The sequence below is a fragment of the Synechococcus sp. R3-13 genome, assembly GCF_047462195.1.
Lineage (GTDB): Bacteria > Cyanobacteriota > Cyanobacteriia > Thermostichales > Thermostichaceae > Thermostichus.
Genome location: NZ_JANSIO010000195.1, coordinates 16,422 through 28,394, shown reverse-complemented (window position 1 = coordinate 28,394; position 11,973 = coordinate 16,422). Strand labels below are relative to the sequence as shown.

Here is an 11,973-nt window from a genome sequence, read left to right as displayed (position 1 = left end):
GGTGAATGTCTTGTTTACGGCGGCTGCCCTCAGTGGTTTGTATCGCCTCTTGCCGGTGCAGTTGGCTCAGCACCACCGTCTCCAGGTTCTGGAGCGGCATATCGAGGTCTTGTCCACTCGGATTTCTCGGCTGCAGGAGGGGGTGGATCGAGGTATGGATCCCTTGCAGCAGGAGGCCCTGATCAAGGAACGGCTGAATCGGGTGCCACGCAATCAAATTCAGGTGCGTTTGGTGGATCCCAGTACCTGGGTGGCGGACGACGAGAAGAACACCCACCCTTCCTGGATCGGGCAGTCCACCCAGCCGTCTGCCAGGCCGTAGGCTGCCTCTGCCTAGGCTTGTTTGAGAAGCAAGGCCACCTCTTTTGCAAAGTAGGTGAGGATGATATCGGCACCGGCCCGCTTCATGGCCAGCAGCGATTCCATCATCACTTTTTTGCCGTCGATCCAGCCTTTTTGTTCGGCGGCTTTGATCATGGCGTACTCGCCGCTGACGTTGTAGGCAGCCACGGGCAGATCCGTCGATTCCTTAACTCGGTAGATGATGTCCAGGTAAGCCAGGGCCGGCTTCACCATCACCATGTCCGCCCCCTCGGCCTCGTCCAGCTCCACCTCTTTGATGGCTTCCCGAGCATTGGCGGGATCCATTTGATAGCTTTTCTTGTCTCCCGATTTGGGCGCGGATCCCAGGGCATCGCGGAAGGGGCCGTAGAAGGCAGAGGCATATTTGGCGGAGTAGGCCAGGATCGCCACATCGGTATAGCCTTGGTCGTCCAGGGCCTCCCGAATGGCGCCAACGCGACCGTCCATCATGTCCGAGGGGGCCACAATGTCGGTTCCCGCCTCTGCTTGGGAGAGGGCTTGCTTGACCAAAACTTCCACCGTCTCGTCGTTGAGGATCACCCCATCCCGCACAATGCCGTCGTGGCCGTCGCTGTTGTAAGGATCCAAGGCCACATCGGTTACCACCAAGATCTCGGGGATTTCCTGTTTAATCCGCCGCACCGCCCGCTGGATCAAGCCCTCTGGGTTGAAGCACTCCTGCCCGGTGGGATCCTTTTTCTCTTCCGGCACCACCGGGAACAGGGCCACCGCCGGGATCCCCAATTGAGCGGCTTCTTCCACCTCCTTTAGCAGCAGGTCTAGGGTGTAGCGGTAGCAGCCGGGCATCGACTCCACTTCCTGCCGCTGGTTCTCCCCCTCCATGACAAACAGGGGATAGATCAGATCCTGCACCCGCAGGTGGGTTTCCTGCACCATCTGGCGGAAGGCCTCTGTGCGCCGCAGCCGACGGGGACGGTAGATCAGGTCTTGGCTCATGAGAGCAGCAGGAAAGAGGGCGTTTCTATTTTGCCATGAGGTCGGTAGGGGCTGAGCTGGTCGTTGGGCGAGGGGCGACATCCGGGGCAGAGGGGAAATGCCGGGCCAGCCAGCGGTGGAGGGTCTCTTTTACCGCTTCCGCTTGGCAGTCGTGTAAAAGATCGTGGCGCGACCGGGGAAAATCGTGGATCTCTCCCTGGGGCAGCCGACGGGCAAAATCCACAGCTCCCGCAGGATTGACGACGATATCGGCGGAGGTGTAAAGCAGCAAAACCGGCAGGCAGAGCCGATGGGCTTGGTCGAGGCAGCGCTGTCCACTGCGCACCAGTTCGGCTGTGAATCTGGCCCGCGTTACACCGCACATGTAGGGATCCGCCGCAAAGGCGGCTTGCTGCTCGGGTAGGGAAGTCACCCGCGCCGGCTCGTAGAGGCCAGTTAAGGCCAGCTGGGGAGCAACCCTGTCCAAAACTTGCAAAAGGGCGTGGGTCAAAGGGGTGAAATAGTGGTCGATGCGAAAAGCGGGAGAGATGAGGATCAGGCCCTGCACCTGGCCGGGATGGGCAAGGGCATATTCCGTAACCCAGTTGGCCCCCGCGCTATACCCACACCAGATCTGCGGGATCCCTTTCTGCGGCCAGACCTGATGGGCGATCCTCTCCAGATCCGCTTGATATTGGCTGAAGCGGTCGATCCAGCAGCGGATCCCGCCGGAGCGACCAAATCCCCGCATGTCGGGAGCCAAAACCTCCCACCCTTGAGCAGCCAACTCGCCGGCCAAAGGGCAAAACCCGCCGCCGTGATCCCCTTTACCGTGCAAAAGCAACACCCTTCCACAAGGGGATCCCTGGGGCCAGTGGTGCAGAAAAGCCGGGATCCCATCGGAAAGCAGCAACTCCTGGGGCCGATAGATCCCCGACGAAGGTTGCGGCTGAGTTTCCGACCGCCCATCCAGAGCCTCTAAGTCACCTAACCGATCAAAAGGCATGGGCAAATCCAACACACGTCCGGCAAGACCCGGCAAAGCCACAAATCCTATCTTCCTATGTCCCGGTCGCCCGCGAGCGCTGCCGCCGCTGAGGAGTTGCAATCTTTGTTTCCAGCCCAGCATATTTCTTAACAATCTCTGCTCTTGCCGGGGATCCCTAACAGGCCAAGCTTTGCAGCTTTTCCTGAGGGCGTGATGAAAGGAGCTCTCAGGGCGAACTGGGGCCATTTGCGGGAAAAAGGCCCGCTGAGAGGTATGATGTTGTGAAGAAGTTTTGCGGGGTCTCAGGTTTGACGGGATCCCCTCTCTGGGGTGGTTCACCCTTGTTTTACGATTGCCTTATCGCTTCATCAGTTCACTCAGTCGGAAACGGGTTGCTGAAACTATGCTGTTACTGAAAATCTCTGTTTACGCGGTTGTCATCTTTTTTGTGGGGCTTTTTGTGTTTGGTTTTTTGAGCAACGACCCCTCCCGCAACCCCAACCGTCGAGACCTGGAGTAGGGGATCCCGCCTTGGGCAGCTTGCGAACTCCAGTGATAACTGGCTCATCGCTTGAGGGAGCATGCCTCCGGCCCTATTTTTGTGGAACTCTGCCGGTCGCACCGGCGGCGCGGAACGCTAGCCCTGGGGAAATTGACGCCTGTGGAGATCCCTCCGGCGGTGCGGCGACGCAAGCTGCTGCTGGTTAGGGGTTGTGGAAGCAGGAAGAAAGCCGCAGCGGTGAGCAAGATTCAGTCCTTGTTCGGACTTCGGCCCGCTGGTGGGCATTCCCCTCTAGAGTGAGTGGCCTCACCCCAAAACCGGCAACTCTGCTTGCCTACTGGAAGGCGGTAATCAGCAGTGTTTGGGATCCGGAGCGATTCTGTTGGTCAAACGCGGTAATCCGGAACTGCCAAACGCCGATGGGATCCCCGAGGGCAACGCGGAAATCGGTACTGAAGCTACAAAAGGTGGCCCCAGGGTTACAGCCGGCCTGCTGTGGGCTGAAGAATTCCCTTTGCACGCGCACGCCGCTGGGGTTGAAAGTTTCCAGCTCGATGAACTGCGTTGGACGAGCACCGCCGGGCACACTCACCTGCACCGTGAAGGCCGGCGTGGAGGTGCCCACCCGCACCGAGGTGGGCGCATTGATAAACGAAACCGTTGGGCCTTGGGGTGGGGGCAGGATCGAGCCCCCTGAGCTGCCGCCATCTCCACAAGCAGCCAGGCCAGTGGCCAAAAAGCCGGTGGCCAAAAGGATCAGAGCAGTACGTTGTATCCCTCAGTTCCTCACGAAAACCCGTCAATCCTCACAAGACTTGACCAGAATCTGCGCCTCCATCTGGGACTGCCGTTGGGGTTAGCACGGCTCTAAGCTACTTTCTGCCGCCGCAGCCTGAGAAAGGAGGCGCCCCGACCCAAATCTGCATGGGCCTTTGCGCACAGTTGGTTCCTCCGCTTCAGAGCAGCAGCAAGCGCCGCAACAGCAACGCTATCACCGCAACAAAGCTGGCCACGATGAGCTGTCCCGGCAGAGTATAGCCGGAGTAAAGCCCTATCAACCTCAGCAACTCCCCATTCCAGGGTTGTGTGGCCAAAAGGTAGAGAATCCCGGTCAGGTGAACCAAGGCCAAAGCCACCAAGCTGCCGGATCCCAGCTCTTGGAGGCCCACCGGGGAGTAAGGGATCCCTCCTGCCAACCGCTTCCCATCGACAGCACGTTGGCGGGCCAGAGGAGAAGGGTAGGGATCCCGTTGCGGAAAAGCAATTGTCCCGCAGGCCCAAGCTCCCGGCAGAAACCCCAGCAAGTAGCCAAAGGCAGGCTGGTATAGGTACTGCCACCCTCCCCCTTGGGCAAACACCTGTAGCCCTGCCAGCCCCAACCCTAGGTAGACGATCTGGGCGCACACCGCCGCCACCGGCCCCGCCAAACAAGCCGTCAGCAACACGCCCCCAATTTGCAGCGAAAAGCTGTATCCCCCCAACCCAGGCAGCCCGGGCGGAAAACTCAAATGGGTTAGGGTGCCCAAAATGGTCAGGAGGACCCCAATCGCCGTCCAGAGCCATTCCAGAGGAGTTAAGAGCAGGCCAGACCGCATAAACCGAGAGGAAATTTTTCCCTATGCTAAGAAAGGGAAGGGGCAGATGGGGTGGGCAAAAGGTGGTCAAGGCAGAGTGGATTGAACTGGCCCAGGCCCTGGCCGATGCTGCCGGAGCGGTGATTCGCCCCCTGTTTCGCGGAGAACTGCAAGCCGAATACAAAGAGGCCCGCTCCCCAATTGTGACGGTGGCCGACCGGGAGGCAGAGCAGGCCATGCGAGCTTTGCTGATGGCCCAAGTGCCAGAACACAGCATCCTTGGCGAAGAGTTTGGTTTTCACCAGACGGGATCCCTCTATACCTGGGTTCTGGATCCCTTGGATGGCACCATCGCCTTTTCCACCGGCAAGCCCACCTTTGCCACTTTGATTGCCCTCTTGGAAGAAGACCGCCCCATTTTGGGCATCATCGATCAACCGGTGTTGCGGGAACGCTGGCTGGGGGTGCGGGGACAACCCACCCAATGGATGACCCCCTCTCACCGACAGGCTGCTCAAACCAAGGCCAATACCGACCTCAGCCGCGCCTACTTGAGCTGTACCACCCCTGATTTGTTCACCCAACCCGACCAACAACGGTGCTTCCAGGGGCTCAGCCAAGCAGTTCACATTACCTCCTATGGGGGCGATGGCTACCAGTACGGCCTGCTGGCCAGCGGCTGTGTGGATCTGGTGATGGAGTGTGGCCTTGCCCTCTACGATTTTGCTGCCCTTGTGCCGGTGATCGAGGGATCCGGTGGCGTGATTACCGATTGGCGAGGGGATCCCTTAACCCGCACCTCCACGGGAGAAGTGTTGGCGGCGGCCAACCCCAGCTTGCATCGACAGGCCCTGGCCGTGATTCAAAAAAGCGGGATCTACCCAGCGAAATAAGCAGGCTCATTGCCAGGTTTCCACTTGATGTTGCAGCCCAGGCTGGGCTTTTGGTCGGGATCGATGGGCTTGCCGGCCAGAAGGTTATCCAGCGCCGCCCGCAAATCCTTGCCCGTCACCGGCACATCGGTCAGGCTGGGACGGCTGTCGTCCAGTTGACCCCGATAGACCAACTTGCGATCCGCGTCGAACAAGAAAAAGTCGGGGGTGCAGGCGGCGGTGAAGGCTTTGGCCACCTCTTGGGTTTCGTCGTAGCAGAAGGGGAAGGTAAAGCCCAAGGTCTCGGCCATCTTCTTCAAGTTCTCTGGGCTGTCATCCGGGTATTTCTCCACATCGTTGGCGCTGATGGCTACAATGCCGACGCCGCGATCCTTGTAATCTCTGCCAAGGCGGGCCAGCTCCTCTTGCACGTGCTTCACATAGGGACAGTGCTGGCAGATGAACATCACCAGCAGGGCCGGCTTGTCGGCAAAGGTGGAGAGGGAGATGGTTTGGCCGCTCACCACATCCGGCAGGCTGAAGTCAGGGGCTGGGGTGCCCAAAGGCAGCATGGTTGAGGGGGTACGGGCCATAACAAACCTCCAGCGTAAGGTTTCCTCAATCATTGTGGATCATCCTGCTCCCACAGGAGCCGTCGCAAGGGGATCTCGCCGGCAAACGGGAGCGCCAGAAGGGATCCCAAGCAGGCCGGGGACAGCTTTTACAATTGGATAAGGTTGGCAACACGATTGTTGGGGAGCTGAGCCTTGAGCACCGCCGTCTTACCTGCTGCTCCTTTGGTGGATACTCACGTCCACCTCAATTACCCCGATTTTGCCGCGGATCTGCCCCAGGTGGCCGAGCGCTGGCGTCAGACGGGGATCCGGCGTTTGGTGCATTCTTGTGTAACACCGGCAGAATTCCCCCAGTTGCAGGCCATTGCCGACCAGTATCCGGAAGTATTTTTGTCGGTGGGGCTGCACCCTTTGGAGGCGGGCCAGTGGCAGCCCGATTTGGCCGAAAAGATCGCCCACCTGGCCGCCAGCGACGAGCGAGTGGTGGCTATCGGGGAGACGGGCCTGGATTTCTACAAGTCCAACCCGGCGGATATCGAGCGGCAAAAAGAATCCTTCTGGGCCCAGATTGCCATTGCCCAAGCGCAGGATCTGGCGTTGATCGTCCATTGCCGCGAGGCGGCAGCAGCCACCTACGCCATCCTCAAGGAGGCCATGGCCACGGGGGGGCCAGTGCGGGCGGTGATGCATTGCTGGAGCGGATCCCCGGTGGAAACCCGGCAGTTTGTGGAGCTGGGCTGCTACATCAGCTTCAGCGGCATTGTTACTTTCAAAAATGCCGAGACTGTCCGCCGGTCGGCCTTGGAGGTGCCCCTATCCCAGCTTTTGGTGGAAACCGATTGCCCTTTTCTGGCTCCCACCCCCTTCCGCGGCAAACGCAATGAGCCGGCCTATGTGCAGCGGGTGGCCCAAACCTTGGCGGAGCTGTTGGGAATCCCGCCGGAAAAACTGGCAGAAGAAACCAGCCAGAACGCTGCTCGCCTGTTTCGGTTGCCTCTCCCCTAGCTCTTTGCTTGACATACTCCCTGCCCCATAGGGTGAGGATTCTGGTTGCTGGTATCGCTTCGCAACGCTACGCGAACAGAGACAGCTCCCCTCCACGACAGCGGTGCTTATCTCCCCAGTCATTCCCCCATGCTTTGGGGTACCTTTGCAGACCACAACAAAACCTATCTATTTATGGCTTTTTCAGTTTAGAGTGAGACGCCTGAGCTATTGAGAAAAACCTTTGGCCACTCAAAATTTAGAGTTTTAGGTATGGGCGCAGTGTCCTAGTTTGAATTGAAATGACCATATTTAGGTTGGATCCAGTCGTTAGATTGTTGGGCTTAGGGCCTACGAACCAAGCTGGGAAGGATCCTTGGGTTGCCGTCTTTAACTTTTTCTTTAACTTTTCTTTTGAGCCCGCTTACCTTTCTCAAAGACATCCTATGCTGGAAAAAAAGGGATGTATTTTTAGGTACTTTCCGCTAATTCCAGGGGCTAGGGGCTTGCAACTATGGATACTGAAAGGTGGGCTGCCGAAGCTCGACCCAGCCGAGACGCCCTCATCAACCGCATCACCCACCAGATTCGGCAATCCCTGGAGCTGGATCAGATCCTGAGGGCGACGGTGGAGGAGGTGCGCGCCTTTTTGGGTACGGATCGGGTGAAGGTTTACCGCTTTGATCCCGAAGGTCACGGAACGGTGGTGGCGGAAGCACGAGGCGGGGAGCGGCTGCCCTCGCTCTTGGGGCTGACTTTTCCGGCAGGGGACATTCCCGAGGAGGCGCGGCGGTTGTTTCGCCTAGCTCAGGTGCGGGTGATTGTGGATGTGGAGGCGCAGAGCCGTTCCATCAGCCAGCCGGAGTCCTGGGGGTTGTCTGCTAGGGTTCCTCTGGGCGAGCCGCTACAGCGGCCTGTGGATCCCTGCCATGTCCACTATTTGAAATCCATGGGGGTGGCCTCTTCCTTGGTGGTTCCCCTGATGCATCACCAGGAGCTATGGGGGCTGTTGGTCTCCCATCATGCTGAGCCTCGTCCCTACTCCCAAGAAGAGCTGCAGGTGGTGCAGTTGCTGGCGGATCAAGTTTCCATTGCCATTGCTCAGGCGGAATTGCTGAAGCAGGCGCGGCAGAAGGCGCAGCAGGAACGCCTCATCAACCAAATTGCTGCTCTAGTTTACTCGCCCCTGCACCCGGAGACGACCTTGACCACGGTGCTGGAGCAGCTTGCTGCCGGTTTGCAGGGGATCGGGGCACGGCTGCGGATCCACTTTATGGGCTCAGATACCCTCTGTTGTCATGGCGTGCAACCCCCGGCCAGCTACGACACCTGGCTACAGGAGCAGCTCGGAAGGGCCGGAGGAGCGGGGGGCTGGGTGAAGATGTGGTCGCTCTCCCACTTGGAGAAATGGCCGGAGCTGCAAGAGCAGATGAAGCAGACACCCATTCGTGGCCTGCTGGTGGCCCAGCTCGCCTGGAATGACCAGCCGGTGGGCTGGCTGAGCGTGTTTCGCGGGGCCGTTTACCAAGAAACCCACTGGGCGGGCTACCGTTGGTTTACCCAGGGGGATCCCAGACAAGAACTGCCTTTGATCTCTTTTGCCGCCTGGCGGGAGCTGAAAATTGACGAGCCTAAGGCTTGGTCAGCTGCAGAGCAAGAGCTGATGAGTCGGGTCGGGGTACATTTGGCCCTGTCCATTACGCAAAATCAGCTCTACCGGCAGTTGCAAACCCTCAACGCCCGTCTGGAGCAGGAGGTGCAGGAGCGGACGGCGGCCCTGCAGCGATCTCTGGCTATGGATGCCCTCTTGCAGCGGGTCACCGACCAGGTGCGCAGCAGTTTGGAGGAAGCCCAGATCCTGCGGGCAGTGGTGCAAGAATTGGCTCTGGGGCTGTCCATCCAAGGGTGCGATCTCTGTCTCTACGATTGGGCAGCCGGCCAAGCCACGGTGCGCTACGAATACACCTCTGCCCTACCGCCCGTCGGCGGGATCACCCTGACCTTGGCCGACTACCCCGATCTTTACCGGCACCTGCAAGGGGGTCAAGCGGTGCAATTCTGCCACTTGCCTGGGCAGGGCTGGATCCCCCGTCGGGAAGGGCTGACCCTGCTGGTGTGCCCGCTGCGGGATGACCAAGGGGTGCTGGGGGATCTCTGGCTGGCGAAGCCGGCAGCCGAGTGCTTTGATGAACTGGAGGTGCAGGTGGTGCAGCAGGTGGCGGATCACTGCGCCATTGCCATCCGCCAGGCCCGCCTCTACCAGGCTTCTGTGCAGCAAATTGGTGAGCTGGAGCGCCTCAACCGCCTCAAAGATGATTTTTTGAGCACCGTCTCCCACGAGCTGCGCACCCCCATCACCAACATGAGGATGGCCATCCAACTGCTGAAAACCGCCCGCGCCCCCCAAAAACGAGAGCAATATCTCAAGATTTTGGAGCAGGAGTGTGAGCGGGAGGCGGAATTGGTGAACGACCTGCTGGATCTGCAGCGGCTGGAGCAGGGATCCAAAACGCTCCATCTGGAAGAAGTGCCGCTGGCAACCTGGCTGCCCAGCGTGCTGGAGCCGTTTCTACAGCGGGCCCAGGTCAACCAGCAACGGTTGCAGTGGCAGATCGCGCCGAATGTGGGCAAGGTGCTCACCGATCGGGGCGGCCTGGAGCGGGTGGTGCAGGAGCTGGTCAACAACGCCTGCAAGTATACTCCCCCAGGGTGCAGCATCTGGGTAACGGCGCAGCGGCCCGGCCCGCAGCAGGTGGAAATTCGGGTGATCAACGAGGGAGTAGAAATTCCCCACAGCGAGTGGGAGCGCATCTTCGAGAAGTTTTACCGCATTCCCAGCGGGGATCCCTGGAAGCGGGGCGGCACCGGCCTGGGCCTGGCTTTGGTCAAGCAGTGGATGCAGCGGCTGGGGGGCAGCGTCTCGGTGGAGAGTTCTCAAGGCAAAACCTGCTTTACCCTGGTGTTGCCGCAGGGATCCCTGCCTGTGCAGACCTCACCCCTAGCCCACAACTGTGCCTAGCCACATGAGCAATGCCCACTCAGAAGCGTTGCGTTTGGCCGCCGAGCAGTTTAACCGGGGGGAATTTTACGCCTGCCACGACACCCTAGAGGCCCTGTGGATGGAGGCAGTGGATCCAGAGCGGCGTTTTTACCAGGGTCTATTGCAGACGGCAGTGGCCTACTATCACCTGCAGAACGACAATCGCCGCGGCTGCATGATCCTGTTGGGGGAGGCCAACCGCAAGCTGGCGGACTTTCTGCCCACCTACGCTGGATGGGATGTGCAAGCCCTGTGGCAGGCTAACCAGGGCATCCTGCGGCATCTTTCTCAACTGCAACCCCAGGATCCCCTGCCTTACCTGGCCATCCCCACCCTGAGTTGGGTTGAAGACTGACCTGAGCAGGCCCAGCAGCGGCGCTAGCGCTTGGAGCGACGGGCTTTGCGCTCAACTTCGTTGCGTCGCCGCCGATCCCGCCAGTCGATGAAGGTAATGTAGCCAACGCCCAGGGTTACGGCTGTCAACAGCAAAAAGATGCTTCCGTAGGCGATGCGGGCGACCAAGGGAAGATCGGTTTCCATGGTGTGAGCGGGGGTAACCCCGTCAATATCGGCGGCAGGAACAACAAGATGAATGCAAGATGGATGTGAGGCTCAATCCAGGCATGACAAATTACATGCCGTTGCGCCCCCAGACCACCAGGGCAATGGAAAGAACGAAGAAGGTGGGGACGGCAATCCAGCCAAGGGTGATGATGTCCATAGGTCTAGCCCAGCTAAAGAGGGGTTATCTCGAGGTGATCCCATTTTACGAGAGGAGATCCCTTGTCAACGGACATCTACGAACACCTGTTTTCAGTTCAAGCTGGCTACAGTGGAGTTAAATCTGAAACATCTGAGCCAAACGAGGTGGGATCCGATGGTACTGGACACATTGCCGCTGGTTGCCGCTGTAGCCATCGCCATTTTTATGCTGGTTTTTTGGGTGCGGGTGGTTCGAGAGGCCATCTGGACAACGGTGGGGATTGTAATCATCTTGGCCGTGTTGTACGTGGTCTTTAGAATTGGCCCGCGGCAGGTGCTGCAGGAGTTGCGGGATCCCTTTGCCCTTCTAGAACAGGTTTGGCAGGTGATCGTCGGTTGGTTCCAGGCCCTTCTCCCCTAGAGTCCGTTATCTGCTATACAGTTCCCTGATACAATAGAAAACACAGGGGGGCAGCCTATTGGAACTGCTGGCGAATGGTTTGTCCAGTCAAAAATCGATTCCCTCTCCGGTTTCCGCACTGCTCTACAGCACCTACGCGACTGAAGTTCTCGCCATGCCTTCTGACCCTGAATGGGATCCCCAAGACCCCACCCCAGAAGATGGGATCCCTATTCCTGCTGGCGTCAGCGGGACGGAGTCCTCAGACATCCAGGTGGAGGTGGAGGATTTGGGGGAGCGCCGCCGCCAAGTGCGAGGTCGCGTCCTGATTCCGGTGGAGCGGCAGCAGGTCTGGCAGGTTTTGACCGACTACGACCATCTGGCGGAGTTTATTCCCAACTTGGTGGAAAGTCGCGTCATTGGCCGTGAGAATGGCCGCACACTGGTACGTCAAGTGGGATTCCAAAAGGTTTTATTTGCCCAATTTTCTGCTGCGGTGGTGCTGGCTATCGAGGAGATCTTTCCTCAGCAGCTTCGCTTCCAAAAAACACAAGGGGATTTTCTTATCTTCGAGGGGTTTTGGGATCTGGCCGATTGGTCGGCCCATCAAACCTTGCTCACCTACCACCTGCAGGTCAAGCCTCCCCGCAGAATGCCTGTCGGTCTGGTGGAGCGCCGCATTTGCCAAGATTTGGCCCTGAACTTACAAGCCATTCGGGAGCACTGCCTGAGTTTGTCGGATCATTCCAAGCCCGTCTAGGGTGCGCCCAAGCGGCTTTGTGCTACGCTGCCCGCAGTGGCAGGGTAGTTAACTGCTCTCGCCTACGGCGGCACGGAGCGCTATAAAAACCCAACAGTCTCACGACTGGATGCAGCTTCAATAGGTTTTGTAGTGGTTGTTCGCAGCGGTACCTAAGGGCATAAGGACTCCGTCCCGCTGGCGCGAGAGGGAACCGCCCTGCAAGGGGTAACGCCTGGGGAGAAAGGCCTACGGCCCGCTGCCGCGATGAGCACCGCTGTCGTGGAGGGGCAACCCA

14 protein-coding genes and 1 pseudogene are annotated in these 11,973 nt (G+C 59.1%); 8 read left to right on the top strand and 7 right to left on the bottom strand.

Going from position 1 to position 11,973, the window contains the following annotated elements:
* Window positions 1-322 (top strand): annotated as a pseudogene (locus NW856_RS06005) (hypothetical protein); the annotation flags it as partial.
* Window positions 323-333: 11 nt separating this feature from the next.
* Here the strand turns inward: NW856_RS06005 and hemB are convergent.
* Both hemB and NW856_RS05995 read right to left on the bottom strand, forming a co-directional pair.
* The gene (gene hemB, locus NW856_RS06000; protein ID WP_414344721.1) at window positions 334-1,320 is read right to left on the bottom strand and encodes a porphobilinogen synthase; all 987 of its coding nucleotides are present in this window, start codon (window positions 1,318-1,320) and stop codon (window positions 334-336) included.
* Window positions 1,321-1,345: 25 nt separating this feature from the next.
* Window positions 1,346-2,347 (bottom strand): lysophospholipase, encoded by a 1,002-nt coding sequence (locus NW856_RS05995; protein WP_414399506.1) that lies wholly within the window; start codon window positions 2,345-2,347, stop codon window positions 1,346-1,348.
* Window positions 2,348-2,690: 343 nt separating this feature from the next.
* Here NW856_RS05995 and NW856_RS05990 point away from each other — a divergent pair, with 343 nt between their 5' ends.
* Window positions 2,691-2,807, top strand: a complete 117-nt coding sequence (locus NW856_RS05990; RefSeq protein ID WP_011434021.1) for a photosystem II reaction center protein I — start codon at window positions 2,691-2,693, stop codon at window positions 2,805-2,807.
* A 316-nt stretch (window positions 2,808-3,123) separates the two neighbouring features.
* Here the strand turns inward: NW856_RS05990 and NW856_RS05985 are convergent, their stop codons facing one another.
* Window positions 3,124-3,540, bottom strand: a complete 417-nt coding sequence (locus tag NW856_RS05985; RefSeq protein WP_414399505.1) for a hypothetical protein — start codon at window positions 3,538-3,540, stop codon at window positions 3,124-3,126.
* A 205-nt stretch (window positions 3,541-3,745) separates the two neighbouring features.
* Window positions 3,746-4,384, bottom strand: coding sequence for a biotin transporter BioY (locus NW856_RS05980; RefSeq protein ID WP_414399504.1), 639 nt, complete (start codon window positions 4,382-4,384; stop codon window positions 3,746-3,748).
* Window positions 4,385-4,407: 23 nt separating this feature from the next.
* Between NW856_RS05980 and hisN the strand changes: the two genes are divergently transcribed.
* A complete protein-coding gene (gene hisN, locus NW856_RS05975; protein ID WP_414399503.1) occupies window positions 4,408-5,256 on the top strand; it encodes a histidinol-phosphatase in 849 nt (282 codons plus the stop codon).
* Here the strand turns inward: hisN and NW856_RS05970 are convergent.
* Window positions 5,241-5,828, bottom strand: coding sequence for a thioredoxin family protein (locus NW856_RS05970; protein WP_041437584.1), 588 nt, complete (start codon window positions 5,826-5,828; stop codon window positions 5,241-5,243). The two genes, hisN and NW856_RS05970, sit on opposite strands and share 16 nt — an antisense overlap.
* Window positions 5,829-6,002: 174 nt before the next feature.
* On the opposite strand from NW856_RS05970, the gene NW856_RS05965 reads away from it, so the two are divergent.
* The 3 genes from NW856_RS05965 (at window position 6,003) to NW856_RS05955 (ending at window position 10,189) form a co-directional block, all read left to right on the top strand.
* Window positions 6,003-6,815, top strand: a complete 813-nt coding sequence (locus tag NW856_RS05965; RefSeq protein ID WP_238376788.1) for a TatD family hydrolase — start codon at window positions 6,003-6,005, stop codon at window positions 6,813-6,815.
* 493 nt (window positions 6,816-7,308) lie between these two features.
* On the top strand, window positions 7,309-9,813 hold the full coding sequence (locus NW856_RS05960; RefSeq protein WP_414399502.1) for a GAF domain-containing protein: 2,505 nt from the start codon (window positions 7,309-7,311) through the stop codon (window positions 9,811-9,813).
* A gap of 4 nt (window positions 9,814-9,817) precedes the next feature.
* The gene (locus tag NW856_RS05955) at window positions 9,818-10,189 is read left to right on the top strand and encodes a DUF309 domain-containing protein (RefSeq protein WP_414399501.1); all 372 of its coding nucleotides are present in this window, start codon (window positions 9,818-9,820) and stop codon (window positions 10,187-10,189) included.
* Window positions 10,190-10,212: 23 nt separating this feature from the next.
* On the opposite strand, the gene NW856_RS05950 is transcribed toward NW856_RS05955, so the two are convergent.
* Window positions 10,213-10,374 (bottom strand): hypothetical protein, encoded by a 162-nt coding sequence (locus NW856_RS05950; protein ID WP_011434030.1) that lies wholly within the window; start codon window positions 10,372-10,374, stop codon window positions 10,213-10,215.
* Between the two features lie 91 nt (window positions 10,375-10,465).
* Window positions 10,466-10,555, bottom strand: a complete 90-nt coding sequence (locus NW856_RS05945; RefSeq protein WP_244349857.1) for a cytochrome b6-f complex subunit PetN — start codon at window positions 10,553-10,555, stop codon at window positions 10,466-10,468.
* A gap of 156 nt (window positions 10,556-10,711) precedes the next feature.
* Between NW856_RS05945 and NW856_RS05940 the strand changes: the two genes are divergently transcribed.
* The gene (locus NW856_RS05940) at window positions 10,712-10,957 is read left to right on the top strand and encodes a hypothetical protein (RefSeq protein WP_049749597.1); all 246 of its coding nucleotides are present in this window, start codon (window positions 10,712-10,714) and stop codon (window positions 10,955-10,957) included.
* A gap of 154 nt (window positions 10,958-11,111) precedes the next feature.
* On the top strand, window positions 11,112-11,696 hold the full coding sequence (locus tag NW856_RS05935; RefSeq protein ID WP_414399500.1) for an SRPBCC family protein: 585 nt from the start codon (window positions 11,112-11,114) through the stop codon (window positions 11,694-11,696).
* The last annotated feature ends 277 nt before the right edge of the window (window positions 11,697-11,973 follow it).